A 20,951-nucleotide genomic window follows, 5' to 3' on the forward strand; every position below is an offset into this window, starting at 1 on the left:
CCCCCGAGGGGCGCGGGGAACGGCGCGAGCCACCCACCACCACCCGCGGACGAACCCCGGGCTCGCCAGAACTGCACGGCCTCGCTAGAACTGCACGTCCGAGCACGCGTAGAACGCGTTGCCCGTGTCCGCGATCGTCCACACCGCGAGGATCATGTGGTGACCGGTCCTGCCCGTGGGGACGGTCCCCTCGTGGGAGAGCGTGGGCGGCGGCTGCTTCCCGTAGAAGGGGACGGTCAGGAACGGCTGGGGATCGAGGGCCGCCCGGGTCAGCTTCTGGGCCGGGTTCCAGCCCTGCCTGGTGAGGTAGTACCGGAAGTCGGTGGTGGCGTGCCGGGCGGTGAACTGCCAGCGGAACGTGTACGACTGACCTGCCGTCAGCCTCGTCGTGGGCCAGCCCGTGCCGCCGCGCGGATCGTCCAGCTCGGCGAACCGGCTGTTGCCGCCCGCGCAGAGCGTGCCGTCGGCGGGACCCCCGGCCGGGAAGCCCTTGGGGCCCTCGACCGACTGGGGCTCCCACTGGATGTCGCCGCAGTTGGACACCGTGCGGTTGGCGCAGAGCTTCTGGCGGCTGAGCGGCTGGTCGGTGTAGCCGTGACTGCCGGCGCTGGAGGTGGCGAACAGGGAGACACCCGCGGCCGCGAGCGCGACCACGGCCGCGCCCAGCTTCTTCTTGCGCATGCTGACGCTCCTGGAGAACGTGGGGGAGTTCTGGGGTCGTGGCACGCGTGCAATCTGGTCTGGACCAACTCACAGGCTATTCCCGCCAGTTGAGCATGTCCAGACCAATCGCACGGCGGCTTCGGCCCCGCCGCTCCCCCGCGCTCAGCCGTCCAGCGCGGCGCCCCCGCCCGTGCAGAACGCCACCGTCAGGTCCTTGACCAGCACCCGGCGCTCGTAGTCGTCCAGCTCGACGAGACCGCGTGAGGTGAGCCGGGCGACCGTGTCGTCGACCGCGTCCACCACCGAACTCAGCACGGCGTCCCGGTGCCGGGCGTCGAGTGCCGCCACCCGCCGGCGCCGCATCGCCGCCGCCACCTCCGGCGCGTACTCGATCCGGACCGGCTGGGCCGCGTACACCTCGATCCCCACCGGCTCCGCCTCCGCCTTCAGCAGCCGGGTGAGCGCGTCCCCGACGGCCTCCGCGTCGCGCAGGGTCGGGGCGTCCTCGTGGAAGGCGTCGGCCGGGAGCCGGGAGAGCACCCGGGCCGTCGCCGCCTCCACCTGGTCGCGCAGGTAGACCACGTGGTCCTTGACGGCCAGCGCCGCCCGCGCGGTGTCCCTGACCCGCCACACCACGAGCACCACGGCCAGGAGCGCGGTGCCGTCCGCGTCGACCGCGGGCATCGGTTCGCTGCGCCAGTGCCGCAGCCGTACGTCGACCCGTCGGCGCAGCAGCATCGGGTTCATCCACACCAGCCCCGTGCGCCGCACGCTCCCCCGGTAGTCGCCGCAGAGCGAGAGCACCCAGGCGGATCCGACCCGGCCGCGTCCGAGCCCGCCGAAGCAGACGGCCGCGAACGCCGCGCCCAGCACCAGGAGCGCCCAGTGCGCCGGGTCCATGGCGGCGTGGCCGCCTCCGTGCGCGGACGGGGGAAGCCGCAGCGCCCGGGTCAGGGCCGCCGGGAGCAGCCCGGCCGACCAGACCAGCGCCGCGCATCCCGCCAGCGCGGCCAGCCCCGCGACGACCGCCACCGCCCCCGGCACCACGGGCCCGGCCCCTTCGACGAGGTCCGGGTCGCCGGGCGGGGCGGGCCGCGAGGGCGGCGGCAGGGGCCGCGCCGCGCGCCGGGCCGCGGGCGCCACCGGCTTCGGCCCCGGCTTCTGCCCCGGCTGCGGCACCACGGGGGTGGGCACGGTGTCGTCCCGGAACAGCAGGTGCACCGGGATCTCGGCCGTGGACCCGCCCCGGATCACCGCGACCCGGCGGGCGCCGGGGCCGGGCCCGGGGGCGCCCTCCCCGGGGGTGGGGGTGTCCGTCGTCTTGCGCATCGATGCCTCCGTCATGCGAACAGCCGCCGCCAGGTCTCGGGGCCGGGGTAGCCGTCGGCCGCGCCGCCGCGCCAGCCCTGGGCGCGCTGGAAGGCCTCGACGTTGCGCCGGTCGGCCTCGCTCCAGCGCGGGCCGGGGCCCGAGGTGTAGTACCGCCCGAACCCCTTGCGCAGCAGTTGCCGCCCGAGCTCGGTCACGTACGGGCTGGTCCGGCCCGGCCGGAAGTGCGCCCGGCCGGGGAAGGCGGGCACCCGCGTCCAGCCCGCCTGGACCGCGCCGGTCGGCGCGGCGGGAGCGCCCGCGGCGGGCGGCGGGGCGGGGGGCGTCTGGGCGGCGGGCGTCTGGGCCGGCGGCTCGGGCTGGGGGGTCGTGGTGGCCGCCGTCTGGGCGTCGGCGGTGCCGCTGGTGCCGGTCGCGGGCGGGATGTCCTTGCCCTCGCCCCGTACCAGCAGGCTCCAGGTCCGGGGGCCGGGCAGCCCGTCGGCGCCGCTGCCGGTCCAGCCCTGGGCGCGCTGGAACGCCTGGGTCGCCAGGCGGTCGGCCGGGCCCCAGACGGGACCGGGGCCCCGGGTGTAGAAGCGCTTGCCGCCGCGCGCGACCAGCATCTCGCCGAGACGGGTGACATGGGCGTTGTCGGCGCCCGGCCCGAACGCCGCCGCCCCGGGGTAGTCCGTCGCGAGCAACGCGGGAACGGGCTGCTCGGCGACGATGGCCCCGCTGTTGCCGGTGCTGATCCCCTTGTACCGGTAGGGCACGTAGCGGGAGGAGTTGGTCGAGTACGCGTACGGGGTGGGCTGTCTGCGGGCGAGCGGGGGCGTCTGCTCGTACGCGACGTAGGAGGTGTGCGTGTAGTCCGTCCAGCCGCCGAAGATCACCACGTGCGAACCCTTGGTGGGGTTCTGCGGGTTGTGGAAGAGCAGGATGTCGCCGGGCTGGAGCTCCTCCTTGGCGATGCGCACCGAGAACTTGCCCAGGCTGCCGGTCCACTCGTTGGTGCCGAGGTTCCAGGCCATCGAGACGAACCCGGAGCAGTCCTGCCGGTACCCGTCCGTCCAGTACTTCTCCATGCTGTACGGGACCTGCGCCGCCACCCACTTCTTGGCGCGGTTGATGATGTCGGCCCGGGTGATCGGCTGGAGCCGGTGCGGTGCCGCCGCCTCGGGCCGCGCGGCGGCGCTCCCGTGCAGGGCGCCCGCCACCCCCTGCTCGGTCACGGGGCCGGTGTCGAGGTCGGCGGCGTCGCCGTCCGAGACGGCCCGGTCGTGACCGGCGCCCGGGACCGGCGGCCCCACGGGGGCGGCGGCCGCGGTCTGGGCGCCGAGGACCACCCCCGCCGCGGTCGCGAGGACCAGCGCGCGGCGGGCGCCGTGGGCGGCCGGGTGGCCTCCCGCGCGCAGCGGCAGCGCGGCCGACCGCCGCCGGTCCGCGCACCCGGGGCAGCCGCACTCGCCCGCCGGCTCGTACTCCTCGAACACCGGCACCGTCATGGGCGTCACCTGCCGCTCTCGGCGATCTCGTGGTCGTTGGCGATCTTCTCTGCGCTTCTGCACGGGCGACAGCTTTCCCACCGTCCGCCTGAACCGCACTATGACGGATCAAAACGGATGAAACGAACATCTCACCGCGTGGCGCCGGTCAGAACCACCCGTCCGAGTCCGGTAGAGTTCTCGGTGTCAGCAGGCGCCGCTAGCTCAGTTGGTTAGAGCAGCTGACTCTTAATCAGCGGGTCCGGGGTTCGAGTCCCTGGCGGCGCACAGACAGCCACAGCCCCCTCACCATCGGTGAGGGGGCTGTGGTCGTTCCGGAGTGCGCCCGCGCCTCCCGCGCCACGCGGCGCATGACGCTCCCACGGGCGCTCCACCCGAAATCCGCACGCCCTGCACAAGCGCCCCGTAAAGCCCGTGTTTGACCGGTAAACACCTCGTTTCACCCTTGCGATCAAGCCGCCGACCGTAGAAACCTGGCTGGGGGCCATCGGTTCCCAAGGGGGTGCGCGCCTCCACGACTTGGAGGCCGCGCGAGGGTTTCGGAGGGGAATGTCCCGGTTGCACCGGCTGCGGGGCGGGGGCCCCGTTCAGGAAGCGGTGCCGATGAAGGCATCATGCAACCGGAAGGGCCTCCTCCTCTATCTTGGATCAAGGGATGCGACCCGCCCCTTGACCGACCATCACCACGTCCGCGGGGTCGAGGGGGACCGACGCGGACGACGGAACAACGACACACGCAACCTGACCCTTGCGTGCGGGGGGATGACTCATGACGTCGACGCCGACCGGCGCCCGGCACCACGACGACCCGTCCCAGACCACTCAGCTCCGGCTTCCGCCGCATCTGCGGCCCGGGGCCGGGCAGCGCCTGAAGAAGTCGCTGCCCCGCTACGACTACGAGCACTACAGCAGACTGGCCGGCCCGCTCACCGAGCCCGACCCGTCCAAGCCGTACCGCGTGCGCTACCGCTCGCTGCTCTCGCAGGAGCCGCACCGGATACGCGCGGCCCTGCTCCTCGGCGCCGCCCCGCTGGTCTCGCTCGGCCTGTTCGCCTGGCTGATGCAGCCCCGGCACTGGACCGAGCGCGACCACGCCTCGCGGTCCCTGCTGGTGCTGGACATCGTCATGCTGGTCTCGATCGGCCTGATCGAGCTGTTCCGGACGATGAACGTGCTCTCCAACGCGCACGCCACGCTGGTCGCACGCGACCCGGTCCCCGTGGTGCCCGAGACCGGCACCAAGGTCGCCTTCCTCACCTCCTTCGTGCCCGGCAAGGAGCCGCTGGAGATGGTGACCAGGACCCTGGAGGCGGCGGTCCGCATCCGCCACCGCGGCCTGATGCACGTCTGGCTCCTCGACGAGGGCGACGACCCGGCGGTCAAGGAAGTCTGCGCGCGCCTGGGCGTGCACCACTTCTCCCGCAAGGGCGTCGCCCGCTGGAACCAGCCCAAGGGCCCGCACCGCGCCAGGACCAAGCACGGCAACTACAACGCCTGGCTGGAGGCGCACGGCGGCGACTACGACTTCTTCGCCTCCGTCGACACCGACCACGTGCCGCTGCCCAACTACCTGGAGCGGATGCTCGGCTACTTCCGCGACCCCGACGTCGGCTTCGTCATCGGCCCGCAGGTCTACGGCAACTACGACACCTTCGTCACCAAGGCCGCCGAGTCCCAGCAGTTCCTCTTCCACGCGCTGATCCAGCGGGCCGGCAACAAGTACGGCGCGCCCATGTTCGTCGGCACCAGCAACGCCGTGCGCATCAGCGCGCTGAAGCAGATCGGCGGGCTGTACGACTCGATCACCGAGGACATGGCGACCGGCTTCGAGATGCACCGCGCCACCAACCCGGCCACCGGCAAGAAGTGGCGCTCGGTCTACACCCCGGACGTGCTGGCCGTCGGCGAGGGCCCCAGCGCCTGGACCGACTTCTTCACCCAGCAGCTGCGCTGGTCCAGAGGGACGTACGAGACGATCCTCAAGCAGTACTGGAAGGGCTTCGGCACCCTGCCGGCCGGCAAGCTCTTCAACTACACCATGATGATCATCTTCTACCCGATGTCGGCCCTGAACTGGATCCTGGCGGCCCTCAGTTGCGCCCTGTTCCTCGGGCTCGGCGCCTCGGGCGTGCAGATCGACCCGGTCATCTGGATGATGCTGTACGGCAACGCCTCGGCGCTCCAGATCGGCCTCTACATCTGGAACCGCCGCCACAACGTCTCGCCGCACGAGCCGGAGGGCTCCGGCGGGATCGCCGGCATGGTGATGTCCGCGCTCTCCGCGCCCATCTACGCCCGCTCGCTGATGGACGCCGTGCTGCGCCGCAAGAGCTCCTTCGTGGTGACCCCCAAGGGCGACTCGTCCAGCCCGGACACCCTCTTCGGCACCTTCCGCATCCACCTCTTCTTCATCGCCCTGTTCGGCGGCTCGCTCATATCCTCGTTCTTCAACGGGCACAGCCACCCCGCGATGATCACCTGGGCCACCCTGGCCATGCTGATCACGGCCGCGCCGATCATCGGCTGGCGCTGGACCGTACGGGCGGAGAAGAAGAAGCGCGGCAGGCGCCGCCGCTCCGGCCCGCCGGCCGCCCCGCACCCGCAGGAACGCCCGCAGTGGGCCCCGGGGACAGCCGCCGCGCCCGGCGCGCCGGGCGCGCACGCGACACCGCCGCCCGCCGACCAGACCGAGCAGATCGCCCTTGGGGGACGTAAGCCATGAGATTCCGTCCGACCCGCCGCGCCCGCCGCTGGGCCATCGGTACGACGGTGGTCCTCGCGCTCGCGGGCGCCAACGGGCCCTGGCTCTACCGATTCTCCTCGGACCAGTACCACGACTACAAGATCAACCAGGCGGGGTACAAGGCGGAGAACGGCCACTGGGACCTGGTCGAGATACCCAAGGAGTTCCGCCTCAACACGATCCACGCGGCGCTGCTGCACACCGGAAAGGTCCTGCTCGTCGCGGGTTCCGGCAACAACGCCAAGAACTTCGACGCGAAGAAGTTCGACACGGTGCTGTGGGACCCCGACAAGAACACCTTCAAGAAGATCCCCACGCCCAACGACCTGTTCTGCACCGGCCACACCCAGCTGGCCGACGGCCGCCTGCTGATCGCGGGCGGCACCAAGCGGTACGAGAAGCTCCAGGGCGACGTCACCAAGGCCGGCGGCCTGATGATCGTCCACAACGAGGACCCGGACAAGCCGATCACGCTGCCGGCCGGCAGCCGGTTCACCGGCAAGACCAACGGCAAGACGTTCGTCTCCAAGGATCCCGTCCTCGTCCAGCGCGCCAAGAAGGTCTTCGACAAGAAGACCGGGAAGTTCCTGCGCACCGAGGCCGGGCTCGGCCGGATCTACGTGGAGGCCGAGGAGTCCGGCACGGAGCACGAGACCGGCACCGAGGACAACTACCGCGTCCAGGGCCTCAAGGGCTCCGACACCCGCAACGTCTACGGCATCGCGCAGAAGCTCGCCCTGGACAAGAAGGACTTCCAGGGGATCAGGGACGCGTACGAGTTCGACCCGGTGGCCGAGCGGTACATCACCGTCGACCCGATGAACGAGGCGCGCTGGTACCCCACGCTGACGACGCTCTCCGACGGCAAGGTGCTGGCCCTGTCGGGCCTGGACGACATCGGGCAGCTGGTGCCGGGCAAGAACGAGGTGTACGACCCGAAGACGAAGAAGTGGACGTACACCAAGGGGATCCGGCAGTTTCCGACCTACCCGGCGGTGTTCCTGCTCCAGAGCGGCAAGCTGTTCTACTCGGGATCCAACGCGGGGTACGGACCGGACGACGTGGGCCGCGACCCCGGCATCTGGGACTTCAGGAGCAACAAGTTCACCAAGATCCCCGGGCTGAGCGACCCACTGGAGATGGAGACGTCCGGGACGGTGCTGTTGCCGCCGGCGCAGGACGAGAAGTACATGGTGATCGGCGGGGGCGGGGTCGGGGAGTCGGCCAAGGCGTCGAAGAAGACCCGCGTCGTGGACCTCAAGGACCCCCACCCGTCCTTCAAGGACGGCCCCTCCCTCTCCGACGGCACCCGCTACCCCGAGGCGTCGGTGCTGCCCGACGACACGATGCTCATCAGCGGCGGCTCCCGGGACTACCGGGGCCGGGGCGGTTCCAACCTCCACCAGGCGCGGATCTACGACGCGAAGACGGGCACGATGCGGCGGGTCGCGGACCCCGAGGTCGGCCGCAACTACCACTCCGGCTCGCTCCTGCTGCCGGACGGCCGCGTCGTCACCTTCGGCGGGGACTCGCTCTTCGCGGACAAGGACGACACGAAGCCGGGGGTGTTCGAGCAGCGGATCGAGATCTACACGCCGCCGTACCTGTACAAGGGCGGCGATTCCGCCCGGCCCGCACTCGGGCCCGGCCCCACGTCCCTGACGCTGGGCGGGAGCGGGGTCTTCCCCACGAAGGACGCGGCCTCGGTGAAGACGGCCCGCCTGATCCGCCCGAGCGCGACGACCCACGTCACGGACATCGACCAGCGGTCGGTGGCGCTGGACGTGGCGAAGACGGGGGACGGGGTACGCGTGACGATCCCGAAGAACCGGAACCTGGTGCCCGCGGGCTGGTACATGCTTTTCGTCACGAACGGGGACGGGGTGCCGTCGCGGGGGGTGTGGGTGGAGGTGCGGTAGGGGGCGGTGCGGGGGTTGCCCGGGCTTTGTCTGCGGGACGGTGGTGGGTTGCCCTCAAGGGGCGGGGGCGGTGCCCGGGCTTTGTCTGCGACCCGGTGGTGGGTTGCTCGCGCAGTTCCCCGCGCCCCTTCAAGGCCGGGGCTTTGTCTGCGGGACGGTGGTGGGTTGCTCGCGCAGTTCCCCGCGCCCCTTCAAGGCCCGGACTTCGACTACCGGCCGGTGGTCGGTTGCTCGCGCAGTTCCCCGCGCCCCTTGAAAGCCCGGTGGTCGGCTGCGGGTTGTGCGTGGCTCGGCGCGCAGTTCCCCGCGCCCCTGGGTGGTCGGTGGCCGGGGACAGCATTCCGGGTGCGGCGGAGTACCTAAGGGGCGCGGGGAACTGCGCGAGCAACCCAGCACGGTCCGCAGACGAAAGAGGGGTTCGGGGCGCAGCCCCGCAGGAGTTCGGGGCGCAGCCCCGGAGGAGGTGGGGGCGCAGCCCCGCAGGAGTTCGGGGCGCAGCCCCGCAGGGGTTCCGGGGCGCAGGGCCCGTACAGGGGCCGGGGCGCAGGGCCCGTACAGGGGCCGGGGCGCAGCCCCCAGGGTTCGGGGCGCAGGCCCGTGCAGGGGGCCGGGGGCTCCCGGGGAGGGGCCTGGGCTACTTCGTGTTGCGGGCCAGGGTCAGGGCGTACTCCGGCCACCACTCCCCCGCCTTGGGCCCCCCCTTGCAGTCCCCGTCCGACTCCCCCGGCCGCTTCGCCCACACATACGCGTCCACCAGCGCGTCCCCCGTCCGCGTCGTGGGCCGCTCGCCCAGGGCCCGGCCGGGCGGGTTGCACCAGGTCTGCTTGGGGTCGCCGCCCCCGTACGGCCCGTTCCCGTTGCGGCTCGTGTCGATCACGAAGTGCTTGCCGGACAGCTTCGCGGACAGCTGGCGGCCGAAGTCCCGGCTCGCCGCCGTCGTCTGGAAGTTGGAGACGTTGACGGCGAAGCCGTCCGCCGCCGCCACCCCCGCCCGCCGCAGCGGCTCGTCCAGCGCGTCCGGCCGCTGCCACCCCGCGTTGCCCGCGTCCACGTACACCTTCACGCCCGGCTGCCGCTTCAGCCGCTCGACCGCCTTCTTCAGCAGGTCGTACCGCTCCTCCGCGAACCGCGCGGGCGTGCAGCCGTCCACCAGGTGCAGCACCGCGTCCGGCTCCAGGACCACCGTGGCGGGCCGGTCCCCGATCCCCGCCGCCACCTTGTCCACCCACGCCCGGTAGGCGTCCCCGTCCGCCGCCCCGCCCTTGGAGAACTGGCCGCAGTCGCGGTGCGGGATGTTGTAGAGGACCAGCAGCGCCGTACGGTCGGCCTTCGCCGCCGCCTCGGTGAAGCCCCGCGCCTCCGACTCGGGGTTCTCCGGGCCGATCCACTCCCCGACCGGCTGCTCCGCGATCTTCGCGATCAGCGCGGCCTTGTCGTCGTCCCCGCTCTCGCGGTACGCGGCGGCCTGCTTCGCCGCGTTGCCGTCCGGATTGACCCAGAACGGATCGGTCGCCTTGGGCTGCTGCGCCACCTCGGGCTTCCCGCTGCCGTCCGGGGACGACGAGGACGACGAGCAGGACGTCAGCAGCAGGGCCGCGCCCACCGCCGCCACCGCCACCCCGGCCGCGCCGGTCCGCGCACCACTGAGCACCATCCACTCCCCCTTGACGTACTTTTCCGGACGCTTCCCCCGATCCATCGTGGCACACCGCCGAGTACGCTCACGAGCCCGATCCCACCGAGCGCGCACGGAAGGCGACTTGGCGTTATCCGGCCCTAGGCCGAAAGCGCACACCGGTTCTACAGTGGTCGTATCGGCCCGTTCCCGGCCCCAGGTCGACGCCGGTCCCACCGCACCTCCCGTGGAGGTGCCGGGCTTCTCCCGCAGCCCGCGCGCCCGCGGTCGAGGACCGGCCCGGCCGGCGGCTCCGGGGGGAGCGAACCGTCGGCCGGGCCAGGTACGGAACGCACGCCGCCCGCTCAGGACTTGGGAACGGCTCAGGCAGAGGCTCAGGCTCAGGACTTGGGGGACGGCGCCGGCGCGCGTACGTCCGTCAGATAGGCCGACACCACCACGTTCGCCGTGTACGTCCGCGCCTTGCGGTCGTAGGTGCCCCCGCAGGTGATCAGCCGCAGCTCCGCGCGTCCCGCCCGGCGCGGCCCGTACACCTTGTGCGCGTCGAACCGGGCCCGCCCGAAGACCTGTACGTCGTCGATGGTGAACTCGGCGACCGACCCGTCGGTCCTGGTCACCTTGACCTTCTGGCCGGGGCGGGTGGCGCTCAGGCCGTAGAAGACTGCGGGTTTGCGCTCGGTGTCGACATGGCCGACGAGCAGCGCCGCGCCGGGCCCGCCGGGCTGGACCCCGGCACCGAACCAGCCGACCGTGCCCGGCCGGTCGTACGGCGGCGGGTCGACCGCGCCCGAGGTGTCGAGGCCGCGCGGCACGACGGGCGCGGTCACCCCTATGGAGGGGATCTCGACGCGCTGCGGCGGCGCCGCGGTGACCGGGTCGTGCGCGGGCGGCAGGGGTACGCCCAGCGGGCGCCCCACGGCGGCCACGTCACCGGTGGTCGGCGCCGAGCTGCCGCCCGGGCCGTCGGTCACCTCGCGGCCCCACAGCCACAGGGCGACCAGCAGGACCGCCCACGCCACGCCGGTCAGCAGCCGCCCGGAGCCGGACGTGTGCTCGCGGGACATGGCCGTGCCCGCCTCAGCCGCCGCCGCGCCGGCGGCGCGTGCTGCGGCCCGCCACGGCGACCGCCGCCACGGCCGCGAGGGCCAGGCCGACCACCGCGTGCAGGGTGCCGGGACCCTGCTCGGTGGCCTGGCTCTGCGCGAGCCGCGCGGTGCCGCCGCCGCCCGCGTGGACGGGGGCGTGCGGGGTGGCGTGGTGGTCGGGGCGCTGGTCCGGGTGGTGGTTGCCGTCGTGACGGCCGTCGTGGTTGCCCTCGTGACGGCCTTCGTGGTTGCCGTCGTGGTGTCCGGAGCCGCCGTGGACCACGGTGACGCGGCCGGTGGCCTGCCCCGAACCGTCCTTGCAGTTCACCCAGATGTCGTAGGAGCGCGCCTGCGCGTCCGTGCGGATACGGGCCTGGGCGACGAGGCCCCCGTCCGCCGCCGGCCTGAAGCGCGCCTGCGAGACGAAGGCCTCCGAGGTCCCGATGGCCTGCCCGTCCTTGCACACGCCGACCCGCAGGTCCACCTCGGCGCCCGGGGCGCTCGTGGACGGTGTCACCGTCAGCGAGCCGTGCGGCGCGGAATCCGCCGCCGCGGCGGACACGGGCATCAGGGCGGTGGCGGCCACCACGGCCGCACAGAGCGTGACCTGTCGAAAACGCATCGTGAACCTCCTGTACGAAGATTCACCCGCCACGCCGCGTTTCGCATCCCGGGCGCACCCGAACGGCTCCGCGCCGCCCGTGGAACAGGGCCCGACCGGCGCCTAGATCAGCTCCACCAGGTCCGCGATCGAGTCCACGGTGGTGGACGGCCGGAACGGGAAGTTCTCCACGTCCTGCGGCCGGGTGAGCCCGGTCAGCACGAGGAACGTCTGCATCCCCGCCTCCAGCCCCGCCAGGACGTCCGTGTCCATCCGGTCGCCGATCATCGCGCTGGTCTCCGAGTGCGCCCCGATCGCGTTCAGCCCGGTCCGCATCATCAGCGGGTTGGGCTTGCCCGCGAAGTACGGCTTCTTGCCGGTCGCCTTCGTGATCAGCGCGGCCACCGCGCCCGTCGCGGGCAGCGGGCCCTCGGCGGACGGACCGGTCTCGTCGGGGTTGGTGCAGATGAACCGCGCCCCGCCGTTGATCAGCCGGATCGCCTTGGTGAGCGCCTCGAAGCTGTACGTACGGGTCTCGCCCAGCACCACGTAGTCCGGCTCGTGGTCGGTCAGGACGTAACCGATGTCGTGCAGCGCGGTGGTGAGCCCGGCCTCGCCGATCACGTACGCCGTGCCACCCGGCCGCTGGTCGTCCAGGAACTTCGCGGTGGCCAGCGCCGAGGTCCAGATGTTCTCCACCGGCACATGCAGGCCCATGCGGGCGAGCCGGGCCTGGAGGTCTCGGGGGGTGTAGATGGAGTTGTTGGTCAGGACCAGGAAGGGCTTGCCGGACTCCTTGAGCGCCTTCAGGAAGGCGTCCGCACCCGGGATCGGGATGCCCTCGTGGATGAGGACTCCGTCCATGTCGGTGAGCCAGGATTCGATCGGCTTGCGCTCGGCCATGGGGCGGACTCTCCTGCGGTGTGCGATGGGGTGAGCTGGGCGGGGCCGGGTGCACCGCGCTGTGCCGTCCGACAGCGCCCAGCCTAGTCAGGAACCGGCGGGTTTCACCTGGCCGATCACCGGCAACCCCGCCCGCCCGCCGCGCCGGGCGGCCGGCCGCGGGGCAGGACCGTCCCCGCGTCAGCGCCGCCGCAGCCGCCACGCCCCCGCGGCCAGCGCCCCGCCCCCGAGCAGCAGAGCGGCGGCCGCGCCCCCGGAGGGGAGCCGGAACCCCGTACGCGCCAGCTCCGGCGGCCCCGCGAGCAGCGGCATCTCCGGCTCCACCGGTCCGATGCCGAACCGGTAGCCCCCGGACTCCCCGACCCACTCCCCGTCGTCCCCGCGCCGCTGCACCACCGCCGCGTTCGCGGTGACCTCGTTGGGCCGGGTGTCGGCGGTGAACCCGAGCCGGACCTTCACGGTCACGGTCTCCCCCGCGCCGATCGCGAACCCGGGGAACCCGTCGTCGAACACCCCGATGTGCTCGTCCGCGTCCGTCCGCTCGAAGGGGACGGGGTGCGCGCGGCCCGCCGACGTGTCGAAGAACTCCAGCTTGGCCTGGGAGTCCTTGAGCGTCCGGTCCCGGTCGACGAGGACGACCACCGGGTGGATGTTGCGGCAGGTGTGCGCGGTGGTGTTGGTGAGGTCCACGTACCAGAGCTGGGCGCCCCCGCCGGGGACGTACTCCGCCGGCCCTCCGTGGATCCGGGTGTCCACGGGGAAGTCGGCCCCGGCCCGGTCCCCGCAGACGGGCTGGTTGGCGGCGGAGAGCGAGGCGTGCCCCTGCCGCCCCCGCGGTTCGCGCTCCTCGGCCGCCGCGACCGAGGGCGCGGACAGCGCCGTGGCCGCGGTGACGGAGAGGGCGAGGGCGTTGCGCAGTCGCATGGGGGACCTCTGCTGCTCGCGGGCGTACGTGCTCAGGGACCCTGCCACGGGTCCGCGGCGGCCCGGACCAGCCACGCCCGCCGACCCCGCGAAACCGACCCGATCAGCCCAATATCGGACTGTACGATCAGCGGCGCTGTTGACGATCAGCAGCCCTGTTGACGGCGTGGTCCCGGGCGCTTGCCCCGTGCTCCCTGACCGGCGACGGCGACGGCGACGGCGACGGCGACGGCGACGGCGACGGCCGGGAACGCCCGGTACCGCCGCACCGTTGCGGTACTAGGGCTGGTCGGGCCGTTCCCCGCGCCCCTTCACGGACACGGGCGTCTCCGCCCCGTGCCCGAACACCGGCCCCAGGATCAGCCGCGCCGCGCCCTCCGCCACCGCGTGGGGGCCTCCGGGGGCCACCGACACCGGGACCGCGCGCGCGTCGCCGCCCCGGCGGGCCCGCTCCTCCAGGACCGCCTTCACCCCCCGGACGAAGCCGTCCCGCGCGCCCATGACCGTACGCCCGCCGAGCAGGACGCGGTCAATGTCCAGCAGGCCGACGAGGTTGGCCGCGCCGACGCCCAGGAAGCGGGCGGCGGCGGCGATGTCGCCGCGGGCCACCGACGACAGGCACAGCGCCTCGATGCAGCCGCGCGCGCCGCAGTCGCAGGCGGGGCCGCCGAGCAGGATCGTCTGGTGGCCGAACTCGCCCGCGCCGGTCCGTGCGCCACGCAGCAGCGTGCCACCGAGGACGAGGCCCGCGCCCAGGCCCGTACCGAGGTGGAGGTAGGCGAAGGAGTCGGCGGGGCCGCGCAGGGCGAGGCCGAGGGCGGCGGCGTTGGTGTCCTTGTCGAGGACGACCGGCAGGCCCAGGCGCGCGGCGAGCGCGTCGCGCAGCGGGAAGCCGTTCCACTGGGGGAAGCCGGTGACGCGGTGGAGCACCCCGGTGTGGTGGTCGAGGGGGCCGGGGCTGGCCACGCCGACGCCGAGTATCGGGCGGCCCCCGATCAGCGCGGCGGCCTCGTCCGCCGCGGCCCCGACCACGGTGTCGTGGCCCGCGCCGAGGTCGAGCGGCACGGTCCGCACGCCCACCAGCGTGCCGGCCAGGTCGACCAGGACCGCGGTGAGTTCGTCGCGGTCGAGGTGCAGCCCTATCGCGTGCCCGGCGGAGGGCACCAGCTTGAGCACCGTGCGCGGCTTGCCGCCGGTGGAGGCGCGGCGGCCCGCCTCGGTCGCCGTCCCCTCCGCCCGCAGCCGCGCGGTGATCTTGCTGACGGCCTGCGGGGTGAGGCCGGTCCGCTCGGCGAGCTCCAGTCTGCTGATGCCGGCCTCCCCGGCCGTACGCAGCAGATCGAGCACCAGCGCGGCGTTGTGGCTGCGCAGGGCCGGCAGGTTGGCTCCCGAGTTGCTCCTGTTCACGCCTCCATTGTCTCCTGCGCTTGCACTTTGGCAACAGCGTTGCTTAAGTGGGTGCCATGAACGCTCGTACGGACACTGACCTCCGCGTCGGACTCGTCGGCTACGGCCTGGCGGGCTCCGTCTTCCACGCCCCGCTGATCGCCGCGACCGAGGGGCTGACCCTCGACACGGTCGTCACGTCCAGCCCGGAGCGCCGGGCGCAGGCCCGCGCCGAACACGGCGACGGGCTGCGGTTCGCGGCCTCCCCGGACGAGCTGCTCGACGCCGGTCTCGATCTGATCGTGATCGCCTCCCCCAACAAGACGCACGTGCCGATCGCCACCGCCGCCCTCAAGGCCGGCATCCCGGTCGTCGTCGACAAGCCCCTCGCGGGCACGGCCGCCGAGGCGCGGGAACTCGCGGCGCTCGCCCAGGAGCGCGGCCTGCTGCTCTCGGTCTTCCAGAACCGCCGCTGGGACAACGACTTCCTGACCCTGCGCTCCCTGCTCGCCGCCGGTGAACTCGGCGAGGTCCAGCGCTTCGAGTCCCGCTTCGAGCGCTGGCGCCCGCAGCCCAAGGGCGGCTGGCGCGAGTCGGGCGACCCGGCGGAGATCGGCGGCCTGCTGTACGACCTGGGCAGCCACCTCGTCGACCAGGCCCTGGTCCTGTTCGGCCCGGCGCTGCGGGTGTACGCCGAGGCCGACGTCCGCCGTCCGGGCGCCCAGGCCGACGACGACACCTTCATCGCGATCACCCACGCGGGCGGGGTGCGCTCGCACCTCTATGTGAGCGCCACGACCGCCCAGCTCGGCCCCCGCTTCCGGGTGCTCGGCTCCGCCGCGGGGTACGTCAAGTACGGCCTCGACCCCCAGGAGTCGGCCCTGCGCGAGGGCCTGCGGCCCGGCACCGGCGAGCCGTGGGGCCTGGAGCCCGAGGAGATGTGGGGCCGCGTCGGCTCCGGGGTCCCCGCCCGGGCTTTCGGCGCCGAGTCCCGGCGGGGCCGGGACGGCGAGCGCCCCGTCCCGACCCTGCCGGGCGACTACCCCGCGTACTACACGGCGATCGCCAACGCTCTGCGCGAGGGCGGCGAACCGCCGGTCACCGCGCAGGAGGCCGCGGCGGCCCTGGACGTCCTGGAGGCGGCGCGCCGGTCGGCGCGCGAGGGCGTGACGGTGGAGGTGGCGCTGTGACGGCCCCGGCGACCTCCCCGTCCTTCACGCCGTCCTTCACGGTCCCCGAACTGGAGGCGCAGGAGGCCGAGCTGGAGCTCCCGCGGTTCACGTACGAGGACGCGTGGGCGCTCGGCTCGCTGCTGCGGGAGCTGGCGGTGGCCCGCCGCGCTCCGGTGACGATCGACATCCACCGGGGCGCCCAGCAGCTCTTCCGCTGCGCCCTGCCGGGCTCGACCCCGGACAACGACGCCTGGGTCGACCGCAAGCGCCGCGTCACCGAGCGGTACGCGGCCGCCTCGTACCTGGTCGGCGCCCGCTTCCGCGCCAAGGACACGACGTTCGAGGCGTCCTCGCGCCTGGACCCCGACACGTACGCGGCCCACGGCGGCTCGTTCCCGCTGCGGGTCACGGGCGCGGGCGTCATCGGCACGGTGACGGTCTCGGGCCTGCCGCAGGTGGAGGACCATGCGCTGGTGGTGGAGGGGTTGCGGCGGTTCAAGGACGAGCGGGGTCGGGGCTGACCGGGGGGGTGCGGGGACCTGGCACCGAGCGAGCGGGCACGGTCCGCCGCCGTGAGCGGCGGGGGCCCCACCGGGCCCCGCCGCCCTCCCGGCCGCGGGCCGTGTCCGCGGGCCGCGCCTACGCGTCCTTCAGCTCCTGGCGCTGCCGCCCCAGCCCCTCGACTTCCAGTTCCACGACGTCCCCCGCCCGCAGATACGGCTTGGGCTCCGGCTGCCCCATGGCGACGCCCGCCGGGGTCCCGGTGTTGATGATGTCGCCGGGGTACAGGGTCATGAACCGGCTCACGTACCGGACGACCTCCGCGACCGGGAAGATCTGGTCCGCCGTGGAGCCGTTCTGCCTGAGCTCGCCGTTGACCCACAGCCGCAGCGACAGCGCCTGCGGGTCCGGCACCTCGTCCCGGGTGACCAGCCAGGGCCCCAGCGGGTTGAACGTCTCGCAGTTCTTGCCCTTGTCCCAGGTGCCGCCGCGCTCGATCTGGAACTCGCGCTCGGACACGTCGTGCGACACCGCGTACCCCGCGACGTACGCCAGCGGGTCCTCGTCGTCGGCCACATAGCGGGCCGTGCGCCCGATGACGATCGCGAGCTCGACCTCCCAGTCGGTCTTCACCGAGCGGCGCGGCACCAGGACCGTGTCGTACGCCCCGACCACCGTGTCCGCCGCCTTGAGGAAGACGACCGGCTCGGCCGGGATCGCCGCCCCGGTCTCGGCCGCGTGGTCGTGGTAGTTCAGCCCGATGCACACGACCTTGCCGATCCGGGCGACCGGCGGGCCGACGCGCTGCCCGGCCGCGTCGAGCGCGGGCAGCACACCGGTGTCGGCCGCGGCCCGTATTCGGTCCAGGGCGAACTCGTCGGCGAGCAGGTCGCCGTCGATGTCCGCCACGAGCCCGGACAGGTCCCGCAGCGTCCCGTCGGCGGCGAGCAGCGCGGGGCGCTCACTGCCCGACGTCCCTACGCGCAGCAGCTTCATGGTCTGTCTCCCTAGGTCGAGCCTGGCCCGGCCGATGGGTGGCGGCCATCGGAAGGATCGTTCGATCCTCCAAGGTCGAGGTCCACTCGGCAAGACCCCGTTCACACACTGGACCGTTACGCGCCGGTAACCGCAGGATGCTCCTCCGGGGCGGGCTAGGAGGCTTCTGATGCCTCGGGCGTCTTCGGCGCCTTCGCTGCCTTCGGTGCCTTCGGCGCCTTCGGTGCCGTCAGTGCCTTCGCCGTATCCCGGTACAGATACGCCCGCTCGAGCGCCGACCACGTCGTGCTGGTCACCACGTACAGCGCGGCGGCCAGCGGCACGACCGCCACCGTGATCAGCGTGCCGAACGACATCAGCGGCATGAGCTTCGTCATCACTCCCAGCCCCGGCAGGCCCTCCTGCTGGTCGGCCGGGACCAGCGGCTGGGTGGCGAGCTGCCGCTTCGTACGGCTGTAGGTGAAGGTGGCGACCCCCGCGACGAAGACGAACAGGCCGAGGTAGACGAGCCCCTGGCCGCCCACGGGCCCGCCGTGCCCGAGGGCGTCCGCCCAGTGGCCGCGCAGCGGGGCGGACAGCAGGGTGTGGTCGAGCAGCGCGGTGTGGCCGGAGTGGGAGAAGAGCTGGTAGAGGAGGAAGAACGCGGGCAGTTGGAGCAGGCTCGGCAGACACCCGGAGAACGGCGACACCTTCTCCGCCGCGTGCAGCTCCGCGACCGCCTTGCGCAGCCGCTCGGGGTCCTTGCCATGCTTCTTGCGCAGCTCGGCCAGGCGCGGCTGGAGCTTGGCGCGGGCCTGCTGCCCCCGGGCGGCCTGCCGGGACAGGGGATGCACGGCGAGCCGGACGAGCAGGGTGAACAGCACGATCGCGGCGGCGGCCGCGGAGCCGTGGAAGACCGGCTGGACGAGGTCGGCGAGGCGCTCGACCAGACTGGCGAATACGTCGAACACGGACATGCCGAACATGGACATGGGGAAAGCCTCCGGAGTCACGTCTGGGGGCGCGCGGACGCGAGGAGTGCGTAGGCGCGCGGGACAAGACGGCGTGACGGCCGGGCGGAGGGCGGAAGGAAAGCAGGAGCGCACCCCGAGGAACCCCGGAAAGGGAAGGGGACAGGGGGGAAGGAGCGCAGCCCTACGCGGCGGCCGTCAGGGCGAGGCCGCCGGGAGCCCGGGGCCGAGGCCGCCCGGAGGCGTCCGGATCGCGCTGCGGCAGGAAGGCGGTGCGCCGCTCCCGGTCCCGTATCGCGGTACGTATACGCGTACGCGGCACGGTGGGCACGGCTTGGGAGGCGAGCAGCGCGCAGACGGCGAGGGCGGAGCCGGCCGCGGCGGTGGCGGCGAGGGCGACGGCGCCCGAGAGCATGGCGCCGTTGGCGAGGAGCAGCTCGGCGAGGAGGAAGAGAAGCAGGGCGAGGGCGCAGCGCACGGACGCCATGCGGTTGCCGCTCATGCTTCCCCCCACCCGTACACACACGCGTACACGCGCTCGCACGCACGCATCCCCACGCATCCGAATGCCAGAACGCGCCCTCACACCAGGAACGCCTGTCCGACTCCTGACTCTTCTCACGTTATACACGACGGCTCGGACAATCAGCGCGGTCGCGTGGAGGCGAGCTTGCCCCACACGACGAGCCGGTACCGGGAGGTGAACTCCGGGGTGCAGGTGGTGAGGGTGACGTAGTACCCGCGCTCGCCGTACCCGTAGGCGGTACGGACGGCACTGCGCGGCACGGGCGCGATCACTCCGCCGTCCCGTGCGGAGGTCTCGGGGAGGATCTTGTCCACCAGGTAGGTGAAGACGGCCTCCCGGGTCTCGACGACGATCCGGTCCCCGGCCCGCAGCCGCTCGAGGTGGCGGAAGGGTTCGCCATGGGTGTTGCGGTGCCCGGCGAGCGCGAGGTTCCCGGCCCGGCCGGGCTGCGCGGTCCCGGCGTAGTGCCCGACGTACCCCTTGTCGAGGACGCCGTGCTTGCTGATCCCCTCGGCGATGGGGGCGGTGACGCGGAGGGAGGGGAGGCGGAGGACGGCGTAGGGGCGGTCGGGGCGGGGGCGGGCCGAGGGGCCGAGCCCGGGGGCGGGGGCGGAAGGCTCCGAGGAGCCCGGGGCCGGAGGAGCGGCGGACGCGACGACCCCGAGGGGCGCGGCCCCGACGCGCGCCCCCTCCCCCGCCCCGGGGTCCGGCCCCTTCCACTCCTGTTCCAGGGACCGCACGGTCTGCCGGGCCTCGTGCCGGGCCGCGCGATTGGTCCACCACAGCTGGTAAGCGACGAGCAGGAGGAGGACGAGCCCGAGCGTGACGACGGCTTCGGCACCGCCCCAGAGGACGCGCCCGAGGGGGCGGAGGCGGGACGGGGTACGGGTACGAACACGGATGCGCGTACGAGTATGGGGGGAGGACGCTCGCACACGGCGTACGAACCGGCGGGTGGCGCGCACGGGGGCGGCCCGCCACCGCGAGCGCCCCTGAACGACCACGGGTATCCGCACGCGCGCACCATAAGGGCTGCCCCGTCAACTCACCAGGGCCGGAACACCCCTCCGCTTGGACCCCGCACAGCAGTACGGTGTCCCTCATGCGCCCCGACACTCCTGCCGATCACACGGATCACACCGCCGAAGCCGAGCGTCTGCTGCGCACCGCAGCGCAGTACCCCGAGGACCACGAGCCCCTCCTGCTCCAGGCAGCAGCCCATCTGGAGCTGTCCGGCGACCGCGAGCGGGCCACGACGCTCTACGACCGCCTACTGGCCGCCGACCCCGAGCAACCGGCGTTGATCAAGGCCTTCAAGGCGGCGAACCTCTGGGAGTACGGCCACGAGGCCGAGGCGCGGGCGATCATCGAGGGCGTGCGCGGCTCGGCGCCCCGGGACCCGGCCGCGTGGGAGATCGTGGCGGGGACGCTGGAGACGCACGACGAGCTGGACGCGGCGCACGCGACCCTGACGACGGCGCTCACGCTCCTGCTCCCCGCCGACGACCCGACGGCGGACATCCCGTACCCCACCCAGTCCCTGCTGACGGCCCGCCACCGCGTACGCCGGCTGCTCGCCCTGGACCACGACGCCTGGGACGAGCTGGCGGACCGCCTGCACCGCGCCGAGATCACCCTGGACGAACTCCACGACCCCAAGCGCCTGTGGTCGCTGGGCTCGGACGACCCGGCGGAGCTGAAGGCGGAACTGGCCCGGCTGCGTACGGAGTTGGGCACGGCCCGGGCGGCCCTGTCGCGCCCGTTCCCGGTGGCGGTCCTGCACTGGCCGGCCCCCGAGCTGGACGAACTGCTGGCGGCCTATCCCGACTTGGCGACGGAATATCCGACGTACGACGCCCACCTCCTGGACATCGAGGCGTCCCTGCGCGAACTGTCGGCGACGGGCACGGCGAACCTGGGCATCGTCAAGGGCACAGTCCCGTCCTACGAGGCCTTCGCGGCATCAGAATCCTCCTCCCCTTCCAACGCGGACCTCCTCCCCCAGTACGCCACAACCCTGGCGGCCCGAGGCCGAGCGGCGGAGTGGCCGCCGCGGCGGGGGGAGGGTTGCTGGTGCGGGTCCGGGCGGGGGTATGGGGAGTGTCATGGGGCCGCCGAGGTGTGACCAGC

The 20,951-nt window shown here is 73.2% G+C and carries 18 protein-coding genes and 1 tRNA gene; 6 read left to right on the plus strand and 13 right to left on the minus strand.

What is annotated here, in order from left to right; all coding sequences use genetic code 11:
- Window positions 1-84: 84 nt before the first annotated feature.
- The 3 genes from AC069K_RS19585 to AC069K_RS19595 form a co-directional block, all read right to left on the minus strand.
- Window positions 85-681 carry a lytic polysaccharide monooxygenase auxiliary activity family 9 protein gene (locus AC069K_RS19585; RefSeq protein ID WP_365111761.1) on the minus strand — a complete coding sequence of 199 codons (597 nt, stop codon included), beginning with the start codon at window positions 679-681 and terminating at the stop codon, window positions 85-87.
- Window positions 682-825: 144 nt separating this feature from the next.
- Window positions 826-1,992 (minus strand): SPFH domain-containing protein, encoded by a 1,167-nt coding sequence (locus AC069K_RS19590; protein WP_478617839.1) that lies wholly within the window; start codon window positions 1,990-1,992, stop codon window positions 826-828.
- Between the two features lie 11 nt (window positions 1,993-2,003).
- Complete coding sequence (locus tag AC069K_RS19595; protein ID WP_478617842.1) at window positions 2,004-3,479, minus strand: peptidoglycan-binding protein; 1,476 nt, start codon at window positions 3,477-3,479, stop codon at window positions 2,004-2,006.
- Between the two features lie 193 nt (window positions 3,480-3,672).
- Here AC069K_RS19595 and AC069K_RS19600 point away from each other — a divergent pair.
- From AC069K_RS19600 to glxA, 3 genes are all read left to right on the plus strand, one after another.
- A tRNA-Lys gene (locus AC069K_RS19600) sits at window positions 3,673-3,746 on the plus strand.
- Between the two features lie 502 nt (window positions 3,747-4,248).
- Window positions 4,249-6,201 (plus strand): glycosyltransferase family 2 protein, encoded by a 1,953-nt coding sequence (locus AC069K_RS19605; RefSeq protein WP_365111752.1) that lies wholly within the window; start codon window positions 4,249-4,251, stop codon window positions 6,199-6,201.
- Window positions 6,198-8,141 carry a radical copper oxidase GlxA gene (gene glxA / locus AC069K_RS19610; RefSeq protein ID WP_478617845.1) on the plus strand — a complete coding sequence of 648 codons (1,944 nt, stop codon included), beginning with the start codon at window positions 6,198-6,200 and terminating at the stop codon, window positions 8,139-8,141. The genes AC069K_RS19605 and glxA overlap by 4 nt, the downstream gene beginning before the upstream one ends.
- 634 nt (window positions 8,142-8,775) lie before the next feature.
- On the opposite strand, the gene AC069K_RS19615 is transcribed toward glxA, so the two are convergent.
- The 6 genes from AC069K_RS19615 to AC069K_RS19640 all read right to left on the minus strand — a co-directional run bounded on the left by AC069K_RS19615 (window position 8,776) and on the right by AC069K_RS19640 (window position 14,697).
- Window positions 8,776-9,795: a glycoside hydrolase family 6 protein gene (locus tag AC069K_RS19615; protein WP_365109074.1), complete on the minus strand. Its 1,020-nt coding sequence runs from the start codon at window positions 9,793-9,795 to the stop codon at window positions 8,776-8,778.
- Window positions 9,796-10,157: 362 nt separating this feature from the next.
- Window positions 10,158-10,841 carry a class F sortase gene (locus AC069K_RS19620; protein ID WP_365109077.1) on the minus strand — a complete coding sequence of 228 codons (684 nt, stop codon included), beginning with the start codon at window positions 10,839-10,841 and terminating at the stop codon, window positions 10,158-10,160.
- 13 nt (window positions 10,842-10,854) lie between these two features.
- Window positions 10,855-11,484, minus strand: a complete 630-nt coding sequence (locus AC069K_RS19625) for a hypothetical protein (protein WP_365109080.1) — start codon at window positions 11,482-11,484, stop codon at window positions 10,855-10,857.
- Between the two features lie 102 nt (window positions 11,485-11,586).
- A complete protein-coding gene (locus AC069K_RS19630) occupies window positions 11,587-12,366 on the minus strand; it encodes an HAD-IIA family hydrolase (protein ID WP_365109083.1) in 780 nt (259 codons plus the stop codon).
- A 180-nt stretch (window positions 12,367-12,546) separates the two neighbouring features.
- Window positions 12,547-13,290: a hypothetical protein gene (locus AC069K_RS19635; RefSeq protein ID WP_478617852.1), complete on the minus strand. Its 744-nt coding sequence runs from the start codon at window positions 13,288-13,290 to the stop codon at window positions 12,547-12,549.
- A 279-nt stretch (window positions 13,291-13,569) separates the two neighbouring features.
- Window positions 13,570-14,697 carry an ROK family transcriptional regulator gene (locus AC069K_RS19640; protein ID WP_478617855.1) on the minus strand — a complete coding sequence of 376 codons (1,128 nt, stop codon included), beginning with the start codon at window positions 14,695-14,697 and terminating at the stop codon, window positions 13,570-13,572.
- Between the two features lie 56 nt (window positions 14,698-14,753).
- Between AC069K_RS19640 and AC069K_RS19645 the strand changes: the two genes are divergently transcribed.
- Both AC069K_RS19645 and AC069K_RS19650 read left to right on the plus strand, forming a co-directional pair.
- Window positions 14,754-15,866, plus strand: coding sequence for a Gfo/Idh/MocA family oxidoreductase (locus AC069K_RS19645; protein ID WP_478617858.1), 1,113 nt, complete (start codon window positions 14,754-14,756; stop codon window positions 15,864-15,866).
- Entirely contained in the window at window positions 15,863-16,369 is a 507-nt protein-coding gene (locus AC069K_RS19650; protein ID WP_478617861.1) for a heme-degrading domain-containing protein, read from the plus strand. Before AC069K_RS19645 ends, AC069K_RS19650 begins: the two co-directional genes overlap by 4 nt.
- A 118-nt stretch (window positions 16,370-16,487) precedes the next feature.
- On the opposite strand, the gene AC069K_RS19655 is transcribed toward AC069K_RS19650, so the two are convergent.
- From AC069K_RS19655 to AC069K_RS19670, 4 genes are all read right to left on the minus strand, one after another.
- On the minus strand, window positions 16,488-17,345 hold the full coding sequence (locus tag AC069K_RS19655; protein ID WP_365109099.1) for a fumarylacetoacetate hydrolase family protein: 858 nt from the start codon (window positions 17,343-17,345) through the stop codon (window positions 16,488-16,490).
- A gap of 155 nt (window positions 17,346-17,500) precedes the next feature.
- Window positions 17,501-18,301: a YidC/Oxa1 family membrane protein insertase gene (locus AC069K_RS19660; RefSeq protein WP_478618129.1), complete on the minus strand. Its 801-nt coding sequence runs from the start codon at window positions 18,299-18,301 to the stop codon at window positions 17,501-17,503.
- Between the two features lie 178 nt (window positions 18,302-18,479).
- Window positions 18,480-18,797, minus strand: a complete 318-nt coding sequence (locus AC069K_RS19665) for a DUF6412 domain-containing protein (protein WP_478617864.1) — start codon at window positions 18,795-18,797, stop codon at window positions 18,480-18,482.
- Between the two features lie 143 nt (window positions 18,798-18,940).
- Window positions 18,941-19,723, minus strand: coding sequence for a class E sortase (locus AC069K_RS19670; RefSeq protein ID WP_478618132.1), 783 nt, complete (start codon window positions 19,721-19,723; stop codon window positions 18,941-18,943).
- Window positions 19,724-19,923: 200 nt separating this feature from the next.
- On the opposite strand from AC069K_RS19670, the gene AC069K_RS19675 reads away from it, so the two are divergent.
- Window positions 19,924-20,946 carry an SEC-C metal-binding domain-containing protein gene (locus AC069K_RS19675; protein ID WP_478617867.1) on the plus strand — a complete coding sequence of 341 codons (1,023 nt, stop codon included), beginning with the start codon at window positions 19,924-19,926 and terminating at the stop codon, window positions 20,944-20,946.
- The last annotated feature ends 5 nt before the right edge of the window (window positions 20,947-20,951 follow it).

Source organism: Streptomyces sp. NPDC043908 (genome assembly GCF_056435525.1).

Coding starts and splice junctions, on each gene's coding strand:
- AC069K_RS19585 (WP_365111761.1), bottom strand. CDS start 681: ATGCGCAAGAAGAAGCTGGGCGCGGCCGTGGTCGCGCTCGCGGCCGCG.
- AC069K_RS19590 (WP_478617839.1), bottom strand. CDS start 1,992: ATGCGCAAGACGACGGACACCCCCACCCCCGGGGAGGGCGCCCCCGGG.
- AC069K_RS19595 (WP_478617842.1), bottom strand. CDS start 3,479: ATGACGGTGCCGGTGTTCGAGGAGTACGAGCCGGCGGGCGAGTGCGGC.
- AC069K_RS19605 (WP_365111752.1), top strand. CDS start 4,249: ATGACGTCGACGCCGACCGGCGCCCGGCACCACGACGACCCGTCCCAG.
- glxA (WP_478617845.1), top strand. CDS start 6,198: ATGAGATTCCGTCCGACCCGCCGCGCCCGCCGCTGGGCCATCGGTACG.
- AC069K_RS19615 (WP_365109074.1), bottom strand. CDS start 9,795: ATGGTGCTCAGTGGTGCGCGGACCGGCGCGGCCGGGGTGGCGGTGGCG.
- AC069K_RS19620 (WP_365109077.1), bottom strand. CDS start 10,841: ATGTCCCGCGAGCACACGTCCGGCTCCGGGCGGCTGCTGACCGGCGTG.
- AC069K_RS19625 (WP_365109080.1), bottom strand. CDS start 11,484: ATGCGTTTTCGACAGGTCACGCTCTGTGCGGCCGTGGTGGCCGCCACC.
- AC069K_RS19630 (WP_365109083.1), bottom strand. CDS start 12,366: ATGGCCGAGCGCAAGCCGATCGAATCCTGGCTCACCGACATGGACGGA.
- AC069K_RS19635 (WP_478617852.1), bottom strand. CDS start 13,290: ATGCGACTGCGCAACGCCCTCGCCCTCTCCGTCACCGCGGCCACGGCG.
- AC069K_RS19645 (WP_478617858.1), top strand. CDS start 14,754: ATGAACGCTCGTACGGACACTGACCTCCGCGTCGGACTCGTCGGCTAC.
- AC069K_RS19655 (WP_365109099.1), bottom strand. CDS start 17,345: ATGAAGCTGCTGCGCGTAGGGACGTCGGGCAGTGAGCGCCCCGCGCTG.
- AC069K_RS19660 (WP_478618129.1), bottom strand. CDS start 18,301: ATGTCCGTGTTCGACGTATTCGCCAGTCTGGTCGAGCGCCTCGCCGAC.
- AC069K_RS19665 (WP_478617864.1), bottom strand. CDS start 18,797: ATGAGCGGCAACCGCATGGCGTCCGTGCGCTGCGCCCTCGCCCTGCTT.
- AC069K_RS19675 (WP_478617867.1), top strand. CDS start 19,924: ATGCGCCCCGACACTCCTGCCGATCACACGGATCACACCGCCGAAGCC.